The organism is Saccharothrix sp. BKS2 (genome assembly GCF_047689505.1).
GTDB classification, from domain to species: Bacteria; Actinomycetota; Actinomycetes; order Mycobacteriales; family Pseudonocardiaceae; genus Actinosynnema; species Actinosynnema lopnurensis.
The window spans coordinates 290,618-310,273 of record NZ_JAUQOL010000011.1 but is presented as its reverse complement, the minus strand read 5'-3'; the positions used below and the strand labels follow the sequence as shown (position 1 = coordinate 310,273).

Here is a 19,656-nt window from a genome sequence, read left to right as displayed (position 1 = left end):
ATGTTCACAAGGGTGAGGACAAGGGTTCGGGGCGTTGACCGCGACGGACCGGGTTGCCTTCACTACTCCACGTCATCGGCTCTGCCGAAGCGTGCTGCCGGGAGTAATGCATGGTCAACCGTTCCGACCTCGTCATCGCGCTGAACCCGGTGCACCGCCCCGCACCCCGGCTGACCGCCGCCGTCGCCCGCGCCGGCGGGCTCGGCGTGCTGGAGCTGCCCGCGGGTGACCCCCGGGCGGTGGCCGACGCGCTGGACCTGGCCGCGCGGTGGACCGCCGGGTCGTTCGGCGTCCGGGTCCGCCCCGGCTGCCCGGAGGTGGACCTGCCCGACAGCGCGGGCACCGTGCTGCTCGCCGACCCGGTCCGCCGGCCCGACGAGTTCCCCGGCCGCCGCGTGCTGGTCGAGGTCACCGACCTGGGCGAAGCCCGGTCCGCGGTGGCCTCGGGCGCGGCCGGTCTGGTGGTGCGCGGCCGGGAGGCCGGCGGCCGGGTCGGCGAGCTGAGCACCTTCGTGCTGCTGCAACAGGTGCTCGCCGCGGTCGACGTGCCCGTGTGGGCGGCCGGCGGCATCGGACCCCACACCGCCGCGGCCGCGGTCGCCGGCGGCGCGGCGGGCGTCGTGCTCGACACCCAGCTCGCGCGCTACCCCGAGGCCGGGCTGCCGCTGGAGGTCACCGCCGCGCTCGACGGCCTCGACGGTTCCGAGACCGTGCTGCACCAGGGCTTCCGGGTGCTGCGCCGACGCGGCCCCGGCGCGCCGGAGCTGCCCGCCGAGGGCATCGGGGACCGGCTCGGGGCCGACGACCCGCGCGAGCAGTTCCTGCCGGTCGGGCAGGACGTGGCCCTGGCGACGGTGTTCGCCCGCCGCTGGCGCACCCCCGGCGCCGCCGTGCGCGCGGTCCGCGACGCCGTGCTGGCCGCCCTCGCCGACGACGCGGCCCCCGCCGTGCTCGGAGCGGGCTCGACGGGCGCGCGGCACCTGGGCACCGCCCTGCCGGTGGCGCAGGGCCCCATGACCAGGGTCAGCGACCGGCCCGGCTTCGCCGCGGCGGTGGCCTCGGCCGGCGGCCTGCCCTTCCTCGCGCTGGCCCTGTCCGGCGCGGCGCAGACCCGCGGGCTGCTGGAGCGCACCCGCGCCGAGCTGGGCGACGCGCCCTGGGGTGTCGGCGTGCTGGGCTTCGCCGCCGAGGACGTGCGCACCGCGCAGCTGGAGGTGGTGCGGGAGGTCCGGCCCACCCACGCGATCATCGCGGGCGGGCGGCCCGCCCAGGCGGCCGACCTGGAGGCCGCGGGCATCGCCGCGTTCCTGCACGTGCCCTCGCCCGGCCTGCTGCGGCAGTTCCTCGCGGCGGGCGCGCGGCGGTTCGTGTTCGAGGGCGCGGAGTGCGGCGGCCACGTCGGGCCGCGCAACAGCTTCCCGCTGTGGGAGTCCCAGGTGGACGTCCTGCTCGACCACCTGGCCTCGGGCGGCGCGGCCGACGACCTGACCGTCCTGTTCGCCGGCGGCGTGCACGACGAGCGGTCCGCCGCGATGGTGGCCGCGCTCGCCGCGCCGCTGGCCCGCGCGGGCGTCGGCGTCGGCGTGCTGATGGGCACCGCCTACCTGTTCACCGCCGAGGCCGTCGACACCGGGGCCATCGGACCGGTGTTCCAGCGGCAGGTCGTCGCCGCCGCGCGCACCGACCTGCTGGAGACCGCCCCCGGCCACGCCACCCGGTGCGTGAGCAGCGGGTTCACCGGGGAGTTCACCGCGCTGCGGGAGCAGCTGCGCGCCGACGGCGTGCCCGACCGGGAGGCGTGGGAGCGGCTGGAGCGGCTCAACGTCGGCCGGCTGCGCCTGGCCAGCAAGGGCCTGGAGCGCGTCGGTGACGAGCTGCGCCCGGTGGCGGAGGACCGGCAGCTGGCCGAGGGCATGTTCATGGCGGGTGAGGTGAGCGTGCTGCGCGACGCCGTCACCACAGTCGCCGACCTGCACGAGGCGGTCGGCGCGTCCGCCGCCCGGTGGTTGCGGGACCGGGCGGGCGCGGTGCGCGCGGCCCTGGCCGAACCGGTCGTCGAACCCGGGCCCGAGCCGCTGCGCGTGGCCGTGGTCGGCATGGCCTGCGTGTTCCCCGGCGCGCCCGACCTGGCCTCGTTCTGGGCCAACGTGCTCGCCGGCCGCGACAGCGTCACCGAGGTCCCCGCCGAGCGGTGGGACCCGGGGGTCTACTACGACCCCGAGGGCGACGGCGAGCGCACCCCCTCGCGGTGGGGCGGCTTCCTGCCGCGCATCCCGTTCGACCCGCTGGGCTACGGCATCCCGCCCGCGTCGCTGGGCGCGATCGAGCCCGTGCAGCTGCTCGCGCTGGAGGTCGCCCGCCGCGCCCTGGTCGACGCCGGCTACCCGCACACCGGGGCCGACCACCGCCGCACGTCCGTGGTGTTCGGCGCGGAGTCGGGCAGCGACCTGTCCAACGCCACCACGCTGCGCACCGTGCTGCCCTCCTACCTCGGGCAGGTGCCGCCCGCGCTCGACGCGCAGCTGCCCCGGCTGACCGAGGACTCCTTCCCCGGGATGCTGGCCAACGTCATCGCCGGGCGCGTGGCCAACCGCCTCGACCTCGGGGGCGCCAACTACACCGTCGACGCCGCGTGCGCGTCCTCGCTGACCGCGGTCGACGTGGCCTGCAAGGAACTGGTCACCGGCACCAGCGACCTGGTCGTGTGCGGCGGCGCCGACCTGCACAACGGCATCAACGACTACCTGCTGTTCTCCTCGGTGCACGCGCTCTCGCCCAGCGGCCGCTCCGCGACCTTCGACCGGTCGGCCGACGGCATCGCGCTGGGCGAGGGCGTGGCGTGCGTGGTGCTCAAGCGGCTGGACGACGCGGTGCGCGACGGCGACCGGGTCTACGCGGTGATCGACGGCGTGGGCAGCGCCAGCGACGGCCGCGCCCTCGGCCTGACTGCACCGCGCCCCGAGGGGCAGCGCGCCGCGCTCACCCGCGCCTACCGCAACGCGGGGATCCCGCCCTCGCGCGTCGGCTTGGTGGAGGCGCACGGCACCGGCACCGTGGTCGGCGACCGCACCGAGCTGCGGGTGCTCACCGAGGTGTTCGCCGAGGCGGGCGCCGAGCCCGGCTCGTGCGCGCTCGGCTCGGTCAAGTCGCAGATCGGGCACACCAAGTGCGCCGCCGGCCTGGCCGGGCTGATCAAGGCCGTGCTGGCGGTGCACCACGGCGTCAAACCGCCCACGCTGCACCTGCGCGCCCCCAACGAGGCGTGGGAACCCGGCCGCAGCCCGTTCGCCTTCCACACCGCGGCGCGGCCGTGGGCGGCGGAGGCGGCCGACCGGGTCGCGGGCGTGAGCGCGTTCGGGTTCGGCGGCACCAACTTCCACGTGGTGGTGCGCGCCCACGAGCAGGCGCCCGCCGCGCACGCCCTGGACCAGTGGCCGGCCGAGCTGTTCGTCTTCCGCGGCGCGGACCCGGCGGCGGCCCGGCGCGCGGCGGCCGACCTGCTGGGCCACGCACCCGGCGCGCGGCTGCGCGACCTCGCCCTGCGCGCGGCGACGCGGGCCGACGTGGCGGCGGCCCGCGGTGAGCGGGCGTGGCTGGCGGTGGTCGCCGCGGACGTGGACCAGCTGCGGGCGGCGGTCGCGGGGGAGCGGACCGAGGGCGTGTTCCACGCCGACGGCGAACCGGCGGGCGAGGTCGCGTTCCTCTACCCCGGCCAGGGCAGCCAGCGGCCGGGCATGATGGCCGAGCTGCTGGTGGCGTTCCCCGAGGTGCAGCGGCACCTGCGGCTGGGCGCCCGGTGGGCGGACGTGCTCTACCCGCCGGCGGCGTTCGACGAGGGCGCGCGGGCCGAGCAGGTCGAGCGCATCACCGACACGCGGGTGGCGCAGCCCGCGCTCGGCGTGGTCGAGCTGGCCGCCACGGACCTGCTGGCCGCGGTCGGCGTGCGACCGGACCTGGTGGCCGGGCACAGCTACGGCGAGCTGTCCGCGCTGGCCGCCGCCGGGGTGTTCGCGCCGGCCGACCTGCTCGCCGCGAGCGCCGCGCGCGCCGAGGCGATCCTGGCCGCGGTCCGCGACGGCGACCCCGGGACGATGGCGGCGGTGTCCGCCGACGCCGAGCGCGTGCAGGCCGTGCTGGGCGACCTGCCGGTGGTGGCCGCCAACCGGAACTCGCCCCGGCAAACCGTGGTCTCCGGGCCCTCCGACGCCGTGGCGCGGGCGGTCGACGAGCTGCGCGCGGCCGGGCTCGACGTGAAGCCGGTGCGGGTGGCGTGCGCGTTCCACAGCCCGCTCGTGGCGGGCGCGGGAGAGGCGTTCGGGCGCGTGCTGGAGACGTTGCCGCTGCGCGAGCCGACCCTGCCGGTGTGGTCCAACCGCACCGCCGGCACCTACCCCGCCTCGGTGGCCGGGGTGCGCGCCGAGCTGGCCGCGCAGATCGGCGCGCCCGTGCGGTTCGCGGAGCAGGTCGAGGCCATGCACGCGGCGGGCGCGCGGGTGTTCGTCGAGGTCGGGCCGGGTCGGGTGCTCAGCGGCCTGGTGGACGCGGTGCTCGGCGACCGCCCGCACCGGACCGTGCCGCTGGGTGACGGCCTGGTCGGCTTCCTCACCGCCCTGGCGCGGCTGGCCGTGGCCGGGGTGGACGTGCGCACCGGCCCGCTGGTGCGCGGTCGCGACGCGGTCGACCCGGCCGCCCTGCCCGCCGCGCCCGGCTGGACCGTCGACGGCCACCTGGTGCGCCGCGCCGACGGCACCGCCCAGCCCGGCGCCCTGCAACCCGCCCGACGTGTCACGGAGGCGTTCGTGCCCGAGCAGCACACCCCGGCGGCGTCCTCGGACGCCGTGATCGCGGACTTCCTGCGCACCAGCCGGGAGCTGATCGCGGCGCAGCGGGACGTCCTGATGACCTACTTCGGGGCGTCCGGGGTCCCGGTGCCGCCCGTCGCGGTGACCGGCCTGCCGGTCACCGTCGAGCCCGTGGCGGTCGCGCCGCTCACCGTTGCGCCGCCTGCCGTTGCGCCGCCTGCCGTTGCGCCGCCTGCCGTCGAGCCCGTGGCCGCCGGGCCGGTGGACGTGCTGGCGGCGGTGGTCGAGGTGGTCGCGGAGCGGACCGGTTACCCGGTGGAGATGGTCGAGCCGGGGTTGGACCTGGAGGCGGACCTGAGCGTGGACTCCATCAAGCGGGTGGAGATCGCGGGTGACCTGGCGGCCAGGCTCGGGCTCCCGCTGGACGGCACGACCGGCCTGGACGACCTGGCGCGGGCGCGCACCGCCGCCGGGCTGGCCGAGGCGCTGTCGGGCCTGCTCACCGCGCCTGTGGCGGTTCCCGCGGCGGTCGGACCCGTCGACGTGCTGGGCACGGTCGTGCTGGTCGTGGCGGAGCGGACCGGCTACCCGGTGGAGATGGTCGAGCCGGGGCTGGACCTGGAGGCCGACCTGAGCGTGGACTCCATCAAGCGCACCGAGATCGCCGGCGAGATCGCGACCCGGCTGGGCCTGGACCTCGGCGACGGCTCGGGGATGGAGGCGTTGGCGGCCGCGCGCACGGCGGCGGCGATCGCGGACCTGATCAGCGCACGGGTGACCGGCACCGCCGCGCCCGCTGCCGCCGAGCTGCCCGCACCCGGTTCGGCCCTCGGTTCCGCCCCTGGCTCGACCCCCACCCCCGCCTCCACCCCCGGTCCCGCCGCCGTGGTGATCCCCCCGAAGCGCCTGGTGTTCGAGCAGTTCGAGCTGCCCGCCCCGTCGCTCGACGTGCGGGGCGCGCGGGTCGTGCTGGTCGGCGCGGGCTCCGCCGAGGTGGCCGCCGGGCTGCGCGCGGCCGGCGTCGAGGTGGTCTCCGACCCGGCGGGCTCCTTCGTGGTCCACCTGGGCGCGCTCGACGCCGCGGAGTCCCTGCTGCCCGAGGAGTTCCCTGTCCTCCAGGCGCTGCTCGCGGCCGGTCCGCGCGGCCTGCTGGCCGTGGACCGGCGCGGCGCCGGGGCGGCGACCGGCCTGCGCGGCTTCTTCCGCACCCTGGCCCGCGAGTACCCGGACGTGGTCACCACCCTGGTCGAGGTCGCCGACGGCGCCGACGTCACCGCCGCGCTGCTGGCCGAACTGGGCGCGACCGAGCACGAGCCGGTGGTGCTGGCCGGCGACGGCCGGCGCGGGCTGCGGCTCGCCGTGACCGACCTGGGCCCGGTCGCCGCCGCCGGGGCCGGTCCCGCCGGTGACGGCGCGGCCGAGGCCGAGGCCGCCGGGCTGGACCGGGACGCGGTCGTGCTCCTGGTGGGCGGCGCGCGCGGCATCACCGCACGCTTCGCCCGGTCGCTGGCCGCGGCGGGCCGGTGCCGGGTCGAGCTGCTCGGCCGCACCCCCGCGCCGACCGGGCCGGAGGACCCGGCCACGGCCGGCCTCACCGAGCGGGCGGTGCTGCGGTCGGCGTTCATCGGCCGCGGCCTGACCTCGCCCGCCGAGATCGAGCGGGCGGTGTCCGCCCTGCTGGCCGAGCGCGAGGTGCGCACCACCCTGGCCGACCTGACCGCCCTGGGCAGCCCGGTGCGCTACCACGCGGTCGACGTGCGCGACGCGGAAGCCGTGCGCGCCACGGTGAAGCGCGTCCACGACGACCACGGCCGGCTCGACGCGGTGGTCTACGCGGCGGGCGTGATCGAGGACAAGCTGGTGGCGGAGAAGTCCGTGGAGTCGTTCCGGCGGGTGTTCGGCACCAAGGTCGACGGCGCGCGCACCCTGCTCGACGCCGTGGACACCCTGCCGGACGGCCCGCGCTACGCCGTGCTGTTCGGCAGCGTCGCCGCGGCCCTGGGCAACCGCGGCCAGTGCGACTACGCGGCGGCCAACGACGCGCTGGAGGAGCTGGCCCGGCGCTGGTCCCGGCCCGGTCGGCGCGGCCTGACCGTCCACTGGGGACCGTGGGCGGCGGCGGGCGGCGGCATGGTGACGCCGGAGCTGATGCGGTCCTACGCGGCGCGCGGCATCTCGCTGATCGACCCCGACGAGGGCCCGCTGTGCCTGCTGCGCGAGCTGGCGTGGGGCCCGGCCGACGAGCACGCCGTCGTCTACACCGCCTCCGGGTGGTGACCGGGGTGGTCCCGCAGACCGCGGACGCCGTGGCGATCGTCGGCATGGCGGTGCTGTTCCCGGGTGCGCCCGACCTGGACGCGTACTGGCGCAACATCGTCGACGGCGTGGACGCCATCGGCGAGGTGCCGCCGGACCGGTGGGACGGCGAGTTCTACGACCCGGCCGGGCCGCGGCGCGCGGACCGCGTGTACTGCCGGCGCGGCGGGTTCGTCGAAGCCGCGGTGGACGTGGCCGGGTTCGGCGTGATGCCGGGGTCCGTGCCGGGCACCGAGCCCGACCAGCTGATCGCGCTCCAGGTCGCCGCCGACGCCATCGCGGACGCGGGCGGGGACGCGGTGCTGCCCGCCGACCGCCGCCGGGTCGGGGTGGTGCTCGGCCGGGGCGGCTACCTCACGCCCGGCCTGGTGCGGCTGGACCAGCGGGTCCGCACCGCCAACCAGGTCGTGCGCACGCTGCGCGAGCTGGTGCCCGAGCTGGACGACGACCGGCTGGAGCGGGTCCGCGCGGCCTTCGCCGACCAGCTCGGACCCGAGGCCCCGGAGTCGGCGATCGGCCTGGTGCCCAACCTCGCCGCCTCGCGCGTGGCCAACCGGCTTGACCTGCGCGGCCCGGCCTACACGGTGGACGCGGCGTGCGCGTCGTCGCTGGTGGCGGTGGACCAGGCGGTGCGCGAGCTGACCGGCGGCCGGTGCGACGTGGTGCTGGCCGGCGGGGTGCACCACTGCCACGACATCACGCTGTGGAGCGTGTTCAGCCAGCTCGGCGCGTTGTCCCCGAGCCAGCGCATCCGCCCGTTCCACCGCGGCGCGGACGGCGTGCTGATCGGCGAGGGCACCGGGGTGGTGGTGCTCAAGCGGCTGGCCGACGCCGAGCGCGACGGCGACCGGGTGTACGCGGTGATCGCCGGGACGGGCGTGGCCAGCGACGGGAGGTCCGCGAGCCTGCTCAACCCCGACCCGGGCGGCCAGGTGCGTGCGGTGCGCCAGGCGTGGGAGGCGGCGGGCCTGGACCCGCGCGAGCGGGACGCGGTGGGCCTGCTGGAGGCGCACGGCACCGGCACCCCCGCCGGCGACGGCGCGGAGCTGGAGACCCTGGCCGAGGTGTTCGGCCCGGCGGACGGCCCGCGCGCCGCGCTCGGGTCGGTCAAGTCGATGATCGGCCACACCATGCCGGCCGCCGGGATCGCGGGCCTGGTCAAGGCCGCGCTGGCGGTGCACCACCGGGTGCTGCCGCCGACCCTGCACTGCGACGAGCCGCACCCCGCCCTGGCCGCGACCCGGTTCGAGCCGCTGGCGCGGGCCCGGTCCTGGGAGCCCCCGGCGAGCGGCGCGCCCCGCCGGGCGGCGGTCAACGCCTTCGGGTTCGGCGGCATCAACGCGCACGTGGTGCTGCACGAGGCGCCCGCCGCCACCGCCCGGGTGGCGGTCACCGAGCCGACGCGGGTGCTGCGCCTGGCCGCCGCCTCCCCGGCGGACCTGCTGGACCTGCTGGACGCCGGGGCGGAGGGCCTGGACGAGCGCGCCGCCGTGGGCGAACCGTGCCGCCTGGGCATCGTCGACCCGACGCCGCGCAAGCTCGCGCTGGCCCGCAAGGCGGTGGCCAAGGGCGTGCCGTGGCGCGGCCGCAGCGACGTGTGGTTCAGCCCGCGACCGCTCGGCGGGCGGACCGCGTTCCTGTTCCCCGGCCTGGAGGCCGAGTTCGAACCGGCCGTGGCCGACGTGGCGCGCCGGTTCGGCCTGCCCTGGTCGGTCGACGGCGGCACGCGCGTCGGCGACGTCGGGCGGCACGGCGTGGCGGTGTTCCAGGTCGGCCGGGTGCTCGACGCCGCGCTGCGCGGGCTGGGCGTCGTGCCGGACGCGGTGGCCGGGCACAGCGTGGGGGAGTGGACCGCGATGGCGGCCGGCGGCATCCACGCCCCGGACGAGGTGGACGCGTTCCTCGCCGCGTTCGACCCCGGGGCGCTGCGCGTGCCCGGCGTGGTGTTCGCGGTCATCGGCACCTCGGCGGAGCGGGTGGTCGAGGCGCTGGCCGAGCACCCCGGCGTGGTGCTGTCCCACGACAACGCGCCCAGCCAGGCCATGGTCTGCGGCCCGGAGGCCGAGGTGGACGCGGTGGTGCGGCGGTTCCGCGCGCAGGCCGTGATCAGCCGGGTGCTGCCGTTCCGCTCGGGCTTCCACACGCCGATGCTCGCGCCCTACCTGGACCCGATCCGCGAGGCCGCGCAGGGCTACACCCTGCGCCCGGCCTCCACCCCGGTCTGGTCGGCCACCACCGCGGCCCCGTTCCCGGACGAGCCGGGCGCGGTGCGGGAGCTGTTCATCCGGCACCTGCTCGAACCCGTCCGCTTCCGTCCGCTCACCAGCGCGATGCACGACGCCGGCTTCCGGACCTTCGTGCAGGTGGGGCCGGGTCAGCTGGGCTCGCTGGTGGACGACACCCTGGCGGGCCGGGATCACCTGGTGGTGTCCGCGCACGGTGGCCTGGCGCAGCTGCGGAGGGTGGTCACGGCCCTGTGGGCGCACGGTGCCGAGGCCGACGCCGGTCCGCTGCTGCCCGCCCGCGCGCCGGTCCGCGCCGCGCGCCGCGCCCCGGTGCGGCTGGAGCTGGGCAACCCCCTGGTCTCCCTGCCGGAGGACCGGCGGGCGGAGCTGGGCCCGGCCGCCGCGCGCACGCGGCCGGTGGCTGTGCCGCCGTACCCGATGACGGCGGCGCCGCACCCGGTGGCCGCGCCGCCGCACCGGGTAGCTGTGCCGCCGCACCCGGTCGGCCTGCCCGGCGACCCCCTGGCCGGTCTCGCCGGGAACCCGCTGGCGGCCGAGCTGTCCGCCCTCCTGCACGACACCGCCGGGATCGCGGCCGAGCTGATCAGCGCCCGCGCCTCGGCGGCACGCACCGCGACCCGCCTCCCGGTCCCGCGCCCGGCGACCCCCGCGCCGACCAATTTCGCGCCGGCCGGTCCCGTCCCGGCCACCTCTGCGCCGGCTACCCCTGTGCCGGCCACTTCCGCGCCGACCGGCTCCACCCCGGCCGGCGCTGTCCCAACCGGTCCCGCGCCGGCCGGTCTCGCGCCGACCCGCCCTGTCCCTGTTGGCCCCGTCCCGGCCGGCTCCGTCCCGCCCGCCCTGGTCGCCCCGCCCGGTTTCGCCCCGCCCGGCCGCGTCGCCCCGAGAGGCTCCGCCACCCCCGTGCCGCAGGTGTCGTCGGTCCTGCGCGTCAGCCTCGACGAGATGCCCTACCTGCGCGACCACTGCTTCTTCCGCCAGCGCCCGGACTGGCCGGACGAGGCCGACCGCTGGCCCATCGTCCCCGCCACCACCGTCATCACCCACCTGATGGACCTCGCCGAACGCGCCACCCCGGGCCGGCGCGCGGTGGCCGTGCACGACGTGCGGCTGCTGAAGTGGATCACCGCGATCCCCGCCGCCGACCTCCCCGTCTCCGTCCGCCGGGTCGCCCCGGACCGCGTCGAGGTGTCCCTGACCGGGTACTCGCGGGCGGTCGTCGAGCTGGGCGACCGGTACGCCCCGCCACCCGAGCCGTGGCCGCTCGACGCCCCCGAGCGCACCCCCGACCTGACCGCCCGGCAGCTCTACGACGAGCGCTGGATGTTCCACGGCCCGCTGTTCCAGGGCGTGGCCGAGCTGACCGCGATCGGGGACCGGCACGTGCGCGGCGTCCTCGCGGACCTGCCGACCCCGGGCGCGTTGCTGGACAACGTCGGCCAGCTGTTCGGCTACTGGGTGATGGCCGTGCTGCCCGAGCGCACCACGGTCTTCCCGACCCGCCTGGACCGCCTCGTGCTGCACGGCCCGCGCCCCGAGGGGCCGCTGGACTGCCACGTCCGGATCACCGGGGTCACCGACCTCACCGTGACCGCGGACGTCCAGCTCTCCCAACACGGCCGGGTGTGGGCGCGGATCACCGGCTGGACCGACCGCCGGTTCGACACCGACCCGAACATCCGCGCCGTGGACCGGTTCCCCGGCGCGCACACGCTGTCCGCGGTGGACGACGAGGGCTGTGCCGTCGTGCACGAGCGGTGGCCGGACCTGGCGACGCGCGAACTGGTCATGCGCAACGTCCTGGGTGGCGTCGAGCGCGACGCCTACGAGGCGCAGCCGCCGAGCCGCAGACGGCAGTGGCTGCTCGGGCGCATCGCCGCCAAGGACGCCGCCCGCACCGTGCTGTGGCGCGGGGGAGTGGGCGACGTCTACCCCGCCGAGGTGGCCGTGGACGACGACGACGAGGGCCGACCCCGCCTGCGCGGTGTGCACGGGCGCGACGTGTCCGGCATCGAGGTCTCGATCGCCCACCGCGCGGAGGTCGGCGTGGCGCTCGCCGCGCGCGGGCCCTGCGGCATCGGGGTGGCGGAGGTCCTCGACCAGCAGGTTCCTGACCAACCGGTCTCCGGCCGGCCGGTCTCCGACCAGTGGGTCCCCGACCCGGCGCGGCGGGCGCTGCCGGGCGGCCCACCCGACAACCCACCCGGCGACCCGAACCGCTGGGCCGCCGCCCACCGGGCCGCCGCCCAGGCCGTCGCCGCGCGGTGCGGCACCGGACCGGAGGAACCCGGGGTCGTGTCGGCGACCGGGGACCAGCTGTGCGTCGAGGTGGCGGGCGCGGCGTACACCGTGCGGGTCCGCGACCTGGTCAACCCGCCGGGCCTGCCGCCGCGGCGGTACGTCGTCGCGTGGACCGCACAACGAGGAGAGGCACCATGAGCACCGAGACCACCACGCCCGCGACCGACCCCGGGGCCGTGCTCGACGACATCACCGCGATGCTGCGCGAGCTGCTCGACGAGCAGGGCCTGGACGACGTCGAGATCACCCGCGAGGCCACCTTCCACGGCGACCTGGAGCTGGAGAGCATCGACCTGGTGACGCTGTCGGCGGCGCTGCGCGAGCACTACGGCGACCGGGTCAACTTCGCCGAGTTCGTGGCCGAGCTGGAGCTGGACGAGATCATCGGGCTCACCGTCGGCCAGCTGGTGGACCACGTGGTCGACGAGCTGCGGGCGGCGTGATGGCGAAGCTCCGCACCGGTGGGATCACCACGCACGTGCAGCGCCTGCCCGCCGCGGGCGGTGGCGCGGACGTGCCGGTGGTGGTGTTCGTGCACGGCCTGCTCACCGACAGCCTGGCCAGCTACTACCTCACCGTCGGGCCGGGGTTCGCCGCGGCGGGCGTGGACGTGCTGATGTACGACCTGCGCGGGCACGGCCGCAGCGACCGGCCGGCCACCGGCTACCGGCTGGAGCAGTTCGTCGACGACCTGGCGCACCTGCTCGACGCCCTGCCCGAGACCCGGCCCGTGCACGTGGTCGGCAACTCGTTCGGCGGCACGGTCGCCGCGGGCCTGGCCGCCTGGCACCCGAAGCGCGTGGCCACCGTGACCATGATCGAGTCCGAGCCGCCGGTGGCGACCTGGCTGGAGCACATGGCCGACGGCCTGGCCGACGCCAAGGCCAGGCTCGCGCGCGAGGAGGTCATCGGCTGGATCGAGGCCAACCACGGCTCCCACACCGCCCGGCTGTCCCGGGGCGCGAGCCGGATCCTGGAGGCCACCACGCTGGCCGAGGACGTGCCGCGCAGCCGGGTGATCGACGACGACCTGTCCGCCCTCGGCTGCCCGCTGCTGGCGGTCTTCGGCGACCGGTCCGGGCTGGCCGCCCAGGTGCCCGACCTGAAGGCCAGGCTGTCCGACTGCCGCACCGTCGTGCTGCCCGACCAGGGCCACTCGGTGCTCATCGAGCGCCCGCACGAGACCCGCGAGCTGGTCCTGGGGTGGGTGCGCGACCACCACGCGCTGACGGGCGTGACCGGGTGAGCCGGTTCCTGCTGGTGGTGCCGCCGCTGGTCGGTCACGTCAACCCGCTGATGGCGGTGGCGGCGGAGCTGGGGGACCGGGGGCACGAGGTGGCCTGGGCCGGGCACGCCGACCTGGTGCGCCGGCTCGCCGGTCCGGGCGCCCGGGTGTTCGACTGCGACCTGCCGCCCTCCGGGGGGCTGGTCCGGCCGCCGGGGCTCACCGGCCCGGCCGCGTTCCGGTTCCTGTGGCGGGACTTCTTCGTGCCGCTGGCCGAGGCGATGGCCGACGGCGTGGCGGCGGCCGTGGCGGACTTCCGCCCGGACCTGGTGCTGGCCGACCAGCACGCGGTGGCCGGGCCGCTGGTGGCCGAGCGCCTGGGCGTGCCGTGCGCGGCGTCGGCCAGCACCTCCGCGGAGCTGGTCGACGTGCTCGCGGGCCTGCCGAAGGTGCGCGACTGGCTGACCGACCTGCTCGGCGCCCTGCGGTCGCGGATCGGGGACCCGGCGGCGGTCGGTGACCCCCGCCACCCGCCGCTGGGCGTGATCGGCTTCACCACCCGCGCGCTGGTCGGGGACGTCGACCTGCCCGCCGGGGTGCGGCTGGTCGGCCCGGCCGTCACCGCCCGGCCGGCCGGGGAGTTCCCGTGGGACCTGCTGGCCGCGGACCGGCGGGTGGTGCTGGTCAGCCTGGGCACGGCGAACGTCGACGCGGGCGGGCGCTTCCTGGCCGCCGCCGCGGCCGCCCTGGTGGCGCGGCCGCACCTCCAGGGCGTCGTGGTCGACCCCGGCGGGGTGCTGGCCGAGGCGCCGCCGGAGGTGCTGGTGCTCCCGCACGTGCCGCAGCTGGAGCTGCTGGCCCGGTGCGCCGCCGTGGTGTGCCACGCGGGCCACAACACCGTGTGCGAATCGCTGTGGCACGGCGTGCCGCTCGTGCTCGCGCCCATCCGCGACGACCAGCCCGTGGTGGCGGACCAGGTGGTCGCGGCCGGTGCGGGCGTGCGGGTGCGGTTCGGGCGGGTGGGCGCCGAGGGGCTGGGCGAGGCGCTGGACGTCGTCCTGGACCCGGCAGGCGGTCACCGGGCCGCCGCCGCGGCGATCAGCCGGTCGTTCCGCGAGGCCGGCGGCGCGAGCGCGGCGGCCGACCACCTCGAACGGCTCACCGCCGCCCTGCCCGCACCCACCGGTGCCCTGCCCGCGCCCACCGCCACCGGCCGCTGAGCCGCGCTCCTCCCCGACGCCCCACCGACCTCCCCGGGACCGAAGATGACTGAACCGGCCAAGCCCCTGCGCGTGCTGCTCACCTACGCCCGGCCGCACCGGGCGGTCCTGCTGGGCAGCCTGCTGCTCGTGCTGGCCGCGAGCGCCTGCGGGCTGGTGCAGCCGCTGGTGGCCCGGGACGTGCTGGAGTCGCTGGGCACGGGCGAGCCGCCGCTGCGGCCGGTGCTGCTGCTGGCCGCGCTGGTGGTCGCGGGCGCGGCGCTGACCGGCGTGCAGTCGTGGTGGCAGCAGCGCACCGCCGAGCGGGTGGTCCGGCAGGTGCGGCGGGACCTGGTGTTCCGGTTGATCAGGCTGCGCGTGCCGGAGCTGGACCGCCGCCCGCCCGGCGACCTCACCGCCCGCGTCACCTCCGACAGCACGCTGGTGCAGAACGCCGCCACCGAGGGGCTGGTGATGGTCGCCAACGGCCTGCTCACCACGCTCGGCGCGGTGGCGATGATGGCGACGGTCCACGTCGGCCTGCTCGGTGTCACCGCGGGCGTGATCGTGTTCGTGGCGGTGCTGCTGCTGGTCGTGCTGCCGCGCATCCGCGTCGCGGTGGCCCGCGCGCAGTCCGCGGTGGGCGCGGTCGGCGCGGCGCTGGACCGCGCGCTCGGGGCGGCCCGCACGGTCAAGGCCAACGGCGCCGAGGCCCGGGAGACCGCGCTGGCCGGCGCGGCCGTGGACGAGGCGTACGCCGCCGGGCTGGTCGGCGCGAAGTACGTGGCCGTGGTGAAGGTGCTGACCGGCGTGGCGATCCAGGGCGCGTTCCTGGCGGTGCTGGGCGTCGGCGGCGCGCTGGTCGCCGCGGGCGGGATGACCGCGCCGGAGCTGATCGCGTTCCTGCTCTACGTGTTCTACCTGGCCTCGCCGATCGGGTCGCTGGCCGCGGGCCTGGGCGTGCTCCAGCAGGGCCTGGGCGCGGTGGGGCGCATCGACGAGGTGCGCGGGATGCCGGTCGAGGAGGACGTGGACCTGCCCGTGGCCGCGCCGGACGGCCCGCCGCCCGCGGTGGAGTTCGACGGCGTGGAGTTCGCCTACCCCGGCCGCGAGCCGGCGTTGCGCGGGGTGTCCTTCACCGTCGCGCCGGGCACGCAGACCGCGCTGGTCGGCCTGTCCGGCGCGGGCAAGACCACCGCGTTCGCGTTGCTCCAGCGGTTCTACGAGCCCACCGGCGGCACCGTCCGGGTCGACGGCGTGGACGTCACCACCATGCCGCGCGCCGAGCTGCGCAGGCTCATCGCCTACGTGGAGCAGGATTCGCCCGTCATGGCGGGCACGCTGCGCGACAACCTGCTCTACGCCGCGCCGGACGCCACCGCGGCGGACGTCGAGGAGGCGCTGCGGGCGACGCGGCTGCTGGAGTTCGTGGAGCGGCTGGACGCCGGGCTCGACACCGAGGTCGGCACGCGCGGCGTGGCCCTGTCCGGCGGTGAGCGCCAGCGGCTGGCCATCGCCCGCGCCCTGCTCCGCAAACCGCGGGTGCTGCTGCTGGACGAGGCCACCGCGCAGCTCGACGCCCGCAACGAGCACGCGCTGCGCGACGCGGTGGACCAGGCGTCCCGGCGCTGCACGGTGGTGCTGATCGCGCACCGGCTGTCCACGGTGACCGACGCGGACCAGATCGTGGTGCTGGAGCGGGGCGAGGTGCGGGCCTCGGGCACGCACGCGGAGCTGGTCGCGGTCGACGGCCTGTACCGGGAGCTGGCGACCACCCAGCTCCTGGTGCCCGCCGGTGGCTGAGCCGGGCCGGGGCGCCCGCGCGCGGCGGGCGCCCCGGTTCCCGTCACGCGCCCGTGATGCCCGCGGTCAGCGAGTTGAGCGTGGCGTAGTAGCCGTCGCGGTGACCGGCCACGTTCGGGTGGTAGGACTCGTTGATCTTGTCCCATTCCAGGCTGGTGACCCACTTGCTGCCGCTGGAGCACAGCGAGTGCGGGTCGAACACCGGCCGCGCGTCGAGGAAGGTGAACCCGGCCTCGGCCGAGCGCTGCGCCATGATGGCGGACAGGGTGTCCGAGGCGGAGTTCAGCGCGGTGCGCTCGGTGTCGCTGAGCCCGAAGATGCCGCAGGAGCCGCGGATCGTGTAGAGCCGCGGGTAGCCGACCACGATGACCCGGGCGGACGGCGCCTTGGCCCGCACCGCCGCGTAGAGCTGCGCCAGGCCGGGGGAGAGGTAGGCGTTCGCGGCCTGCTTGGCGAGCTCGACGCCGTTGACGCAGTCGCGGTCGTCGATGGTCAGCACGCAGTTGGTCAGCACGTCGACGAAACCGACGTCGTTGCCGCCGACCTGGAGGGTGATCAGCGTGGTGTCCGCGGTGACCAGCGGGAGCTGGTCGGTCATCATGGTGGTGGTCGTGGCGCCGGAGCAGGCGGCTTCCACGAAGGCCACGGACGGGTGGGCCGCGGCCCACAGCCGCGGGTAGGTCAGCGGACCCCGGCGGCACGCGTCGTTGGGGTTGTCGTAGGTGCGGGTGCCGGGGGCGGTCGTGTAGGAGTCGCCGAGGGCGACGTACTTGCCCGCCAGGGGCGCCGCCTGGGCGGGCGCGGCGATGACCGCGGTGGCGATCAGCGCCAGCAGTACGGGGAACAGGGCCCGTGGTGCGCGCATGGATCTCGTCTCCATCGGGGTTGGGTGGAGCGGACCCTTTCAGGACTAACAGTTGATGTTGTGGGTGAATACCCCACAAAGGGTGGCAAAGGGTGAATTTGTCACTAATGGTGCGGGATCCCGAGGGGGCGGCGCTCACCAGGGGAGGCGCAGACCGGCCAGGTGCTCGGTGAGCAGACCGGCGATGATCCGGTGGTCGTGCAGCGAGAAGTGCCAGTCGCAGCCGAGGCGGTCCAGCTTCGGGTCGTCGTAGTACCAGTAGCGGACCCGGTCGTCGCCCCGGGCGTTGCGCTCGCGCACCACCCGCTCGGCGGCGTCGGCGAACGCGGTGGTGCCACCCGCGGCGGTCGCGCCGACCACGATGGTGGTGCCGGGGCCGTACCGGTGGCGCAGCCGGTCCAGGAACCCGTGGTAGGCCGTCCGGTAGGCGGTGACCAGGCTCTCCGCGGTCCACGGCTCGCCGGGGTTGATCGCGGTGGAGAAGTCGTTGGTGCCCAGGCCGATCACGACCAGTTGCGGCCGCCACCCGTCGTGGCCGCGTCGGCTCTCGTCCAGGTGCTGGAGCACCCGGTCGTAGTAGGTGCGGAAGGTGACGCCGGGGTCGCCGCCGTTGTAGTTGCGGACCATGCCGAGCCCGGACTGGGCGTTGACCCGGTAGTCCGCGCCCAGGGCGCGGGCGGTGAGGGGGCCGAAGGCGAGGTCGGTGTTGGTGTTGCGGGCGACCCCGCCGTTGGCCGAGCAGTCGCGCGTGGTGGAGGTGTTGCCGTAGCCCGCCGTCAGCGAGTCGCCGATGAACTCGATCCGCCGGTGCCGGGCCCGGGGCTTCGCCAGGAGCCGGCCTCCGGGCTCGGCGGTGAAACCGCCGAACGCGCCCGCGGCCCACGGGCTCTCGGTGCGCTTGACCAGCCGCACCCGGTGCTCGGCGTCGGTCAGGCCGGTGATCCGGTGGGTGGTCCGACCCGGGGTGACCAGGGTGGCGACGGTGGTCCCGTCCACCTGGACGTCGTAGTCGTTGTGGGGGTCGTCGAGCACCACCCCGACCCCGGTGCCGCGGAAGCGGCCCTCGAAGTAGACGCCCGGCCAGGTGTACCGGACGAGGTCCGGCCCGCTCTGCACCCGACCCGCGGTGTGCGCCCGGGAGAGGGCGCCGGGGGTCGCGTGGGCGGGGGCCGCGGTGGCGGCGACCGCGGCCGCGGCGACCAGGGCCGCGAACCGGAACCGACGGGTGAGGTGCATCGCCATCCCTCCGCGAGGCGTCGCCGGCGGGTCGTCGGCCTCGGTGCTCGACATGCTGGGAGCGTTCCCAGGGCGACGGTAGCGAAGACCGGTCGGAACGTGAAGGCCCCTCCGGTCGGGTGTGCGCGACGATGTGGGAGGCGCGCACCCGGGCACGGGCCGCGCCGATGTGGATCATCCTTTCGATATCTCGACCCCGACCGCACCGGCCGGCACCGTGCCCGACATGGGTCACGCGGCAACGGGTTACGGGGAAGCGCTGCGCCGGGCGGTGGCGTCGAACCGGGTCACGCCGGTCATCGGCGTCTTCGACATGCTGTCGGCGTCCGTGGCGGCACGGCACTACGACGCGCTGTTCGTCTCGGGCTTCGGCCTCGCCGCGTCCCACTACGGCCTGCCCGACCTCGGGTTCATCGCCTGGCCGGACGTGGTGTCGTTCGTGCAGCGGCTGCGGCTGGCGTTCCCGCGCCACCACCTGCTGGTGGACATCGACGACGGTTACGTGGACCCGGAGGTCGCCTGCCACGTGGTGCGGAGCCTGGAGCAGGTCGGCGCCTCGGGCGTGGTGCTGGAGGACCAGCGGCGGCCGCGGCGGTGCGGGCACGTGGGCGGCAAGCAGGTGCTGCCGCTGCCCGAGTACCTGGAGAAGCTGGGGCGCGTGCTCGACACCCGCACCGACCTGTTCGTGGTGGCCCGCACCGACGCCACCGAGGAGCCGGAGATGCTGCGCCGGGCCGCCGCGCTGGCGGGGACGGACGCGGACGCGGTGCTGGTTGACGGGGTGCCGTCGGTCGAGGTGATCCGCGGGGTGCGGGAGGCGGCGGGCGCCACGCCGGTGGTGTTCAACCAGATCGCGGGTGGTCGCTCGCCGCGGTTGGACCTGGCGGACCTGGCCGGGCTGGGGGTGGACGTGGCGATCTACAGCACGCCGTGCCTGTTCGCCGCGCACGCCGCGATCGACGACGCCCTGGTGGAGCTGAAGCGGCGTGACGGCGCGCTGCCGGACGGTCCGGTCGGGGTGGCCGAGTCGCAGGCGCTGCTGGCGCGCAACACGGGTGACCGCGAGGTACCCGTGCCGCGCGCCGCGCGGGCGCTCAGCGGCTGACCGGTCCGCTCCTGCCGCTCAGCCCGCGCCGCTCAACCCCGGCCGCTTCGGCTCGACCGGTCCCTCCTGCCGCTCGGCCCCGACCGCTCACCCCGCGACCGGCGTGGGCCGCCACTCCTCCTGCCAACCGTGGCGGGTGTCGTAGGCGGCGGCCAGCAGCCGCAGCACGTCGTGGTTCCCGGTGCCCTCCACCTCCTCGCGCAGCCAGCGCGCCTTCTCCTCGAACGGCACGGGGGTGCGCTCCGTCATCGCCTGGGCGGGACCGGGCACGAGCACCAGGCCCTGCCGGTCATCGGTGCGCAGCACCCGCAGCCTGCCCTGGCGCTCGGCCTCGTCCAGCAGCGGCAGCTCCTCGCGCTCCAACCGCCGCTCGTCCTCGTCCAGCCCGTCCAGCACGAACCGGCGCAGGTCCTCGTCGGTCACGTTCGCCTCGGCATCCATGCCGGTGGGGTATCCCGCCGCCGTCGCGATCACACCCGCCGCCGTGCGGGTGATCGCGACGGCGAGTAGGAAGAGGGGGTGACCAGCGCGTACGAGCCCGACCCCCGGCGGTGGCGG

At 76.7% G+C, this 19,656-nt stretch carries 10 protein-coding genes; 7 read left to right on the top strand and 3 right to left on the bottom strand.

The features are described from left to right. Positions 1-110 precede the first annotated feature (110 nt). The 6 genes from Q5530_RS24515 to Q5530_RS24490 are packed head-to-tail and all read left to right on the top strand — an operon-like array spanning position 111 to position 15,892. Complete coding sequence (locus Q5530_RS24515; protein WP_415365096.1) at positions 111-7,079, top strand: SDR family NAD(P)-dependent oxidoreductase; 6,969 nt, start codon at positions 111-113, stop codon at positions 7,077-7,079. Next, on the top strand, positions 7,076-11,803 hold the full coding sequence (locus Q5530_RS24510) for a beta-ketoacyl synthase N-terminal-like domain-containing protein (RefSeq protein ID WP_415365095.1): 4,728 nt from the start codon (positions 7,076-7,078) through the stop codon (positions 11,801-11,803). Before Q5530_RS24515 ends, Q5530_RS24510 begins: the two co-directional genes overlap by 4 nt. Continuing rightward, positions 11,800-12,108 carry an acyl carrier protein gene (locus Q5530_RS24505; protein WP_380639222.1) on the top strand — a complete coding sequence of 103 codons (309 nt, stop codon included), beginning with the start codon at positions 11,800-11,802 and terminating at the stop codon, positions 12,106-12,108. Before Q5530_RS24510 ends, Q5530_RS24505 begins: the two co-directional genes overlap by 4 nt. Continuing rightward, positions 12,108-12,911, top strand: coding sequence for an alpha/beta fold hydrolase (locus tag Q5530_RS24500; protein WP_415365094.1), 804 nt, complete (start codon positions 12,108-12,110; stop codon positions 12,909-12,911). Before Q5530_RS24505 ends, Q5530_RS24500 begins: the two co-directional genes overlap by 1 nt. After that, a complete protein-coding gene (locus Q5530_RS24495) occupies positions 12,908-14,110 on the top strand; it encodes a glycosyltransferase (RefSeq protein WP_415365093.1) in 1,203 nt (400 codons plus the stop codon). The genes Q5530_RS24500 and Q5530_RS24495 overlap by 4 nt, the downstream gene beginning before the upstream one ends. A gap of 45 nt (positions 14,111-14,155) precedes the next feature. Continuing rightward, positions 14,156-15,892 carry an ABC transporter ATP-binding protein gene (locus Q5530_RS24490; protein WP_415365092.1) on the top strand — a complete coding sequence of 579 codons (1,737 nt, stop codon included), beginning with the start codon at positions 14,156-14,158 and terminating at the stop codon, positions 15,890-15,892. A 43-nt stretch (positions 15,893-15,935) separates the two neighbouring features. Here Q5530_RS24490 and Q5530_RS24485 read toward each other — a convergent pair whose 3' ends face one another. After that, complete coding sequence (locus Q5530_RS24485; RefSeq protein WP_415365091.1) at positions 15,936-16,757, bottom strand: SGNH/GDSL hydrolase family protein; 822 nt, start codon at positions 16,755-16,757, stop codon at positions 15,936-15,938. Between the two features lie 135 nt (positions 16,758-16,892). Then, positions 16,893-18,047 carry an SGNH/GDSL hydrolase family protein gene (locus Q5530_RS24480; RefSeq protein WP_415365090.1) on the bottom strand — a complete coding sequence of 385 codons (1,155 nt, stop codon included), beginning with the start codon at positions 18,045-18,047 and terminating at the stop codon, positions 16,893-16,895. 172 nt (positions 18,048-18,219) lie between these two features. On the opposite strand from Q5530_RS24480, the gene Q5530_RS24475 reads away from it, so the two are divergent. Further along, on the top strand, positions 18,220-19,098 hold the full coding sequence (locus Q5530_RS24475) for an isocitrate lyase/PEP mutase family protein (RefSeq protein WP_415365089.1): 879 nt from the start codon (positions 18,220-18,222) through the stop codon (positions 19,096-19,098). A gap of 87 nt (positions 19,099-19,185) precedes the next feature. On the opposite strand, the gene Q5530_RS24470 is transcribed toward Q5530_RS24475, so the two are convergent. Beyond that, a complete protein-coding gene (locus Q5530_RS24470) occupies positions 19,186-19,539 on the bottom strand; it encodes a hypothetical protein (RefSeq protein ID WP_380639210.1) in 354 nt (117 codons plus the stop codon). Positions 19,540-19,656: the final 117 nt, after the last annotated feature.